Here is a 706-nt window from a genome sequence, read left to right as displayed (position 1 = left end):
CTAAACTTTCCAATGATTCTCCTGACGAGCCAATCACGTTTAGTGTTTTTGGGGTTGAAGACCATCAATGGAGCTTAGACCAATTCATGTGGTGGGCGAAAAAAGTTGGCTTTACCGCAATGAACACCCCATTCACTCACTTCACAACCTTCGCAGATTTAAGAGACTTTGCACCGACGTTCGAAGATGGCGATCTGCATATAGGCTTTGCAAACGCTCTAGCATGTCAAACCAACTTCGACGAAACCATCAAACGTTCTGCTGGTGAGGACACAGATGAAGCCAGCGGCAATGAGGAGAATGACGTTGGTTTCATGCCTAGTGCTTGGGCTCAACCAACCTTTAGTGATGATCCCGTGTTAACCATCCGTTTTGGTTCTATCGGTATTGCCAATCTTAAAGTGTGTAAGTCGTTCGATATGAACGGTAACGGTATTCATGATGAAGGCGAAGGCTTGATTCCGAATTGGCCGGTCAACCTTTACATACCTGACAGTGTACCCGTTCCTAAACCATTCAACCCTGAGTATCCAGAAAATGGTGAATTCTTAGTGATAGAACAACTTCTTCTTGATGCCGGTGTTCTTCCAGAAGGCGAGAATTTAGCGGAAGTTGATGCCAATGGTTACGTACAGCGGATGACAGGAGAGGATGGCTGTGCCACATTCTTCGTTCTCGTTCCAAATGTTCGCGGTGAAGATCCCGC

At 46.2% G+C, this 706-nt stretch carries 1 pseudogene; it reads left to right on the top strand.

The window, feature by feature from the left end:
• Positions 1 to 706, top strand: a pseudogene (locus tag R7Q48_RS27430) (hypothetical protein); the annotation flags it as partial.

It is taken from the genome of Vibrio sp. 378 (assembly GCF_033339435.1).
This window is presented reverse-complemented; position numbering and strand designations above follow the sequence as displayed.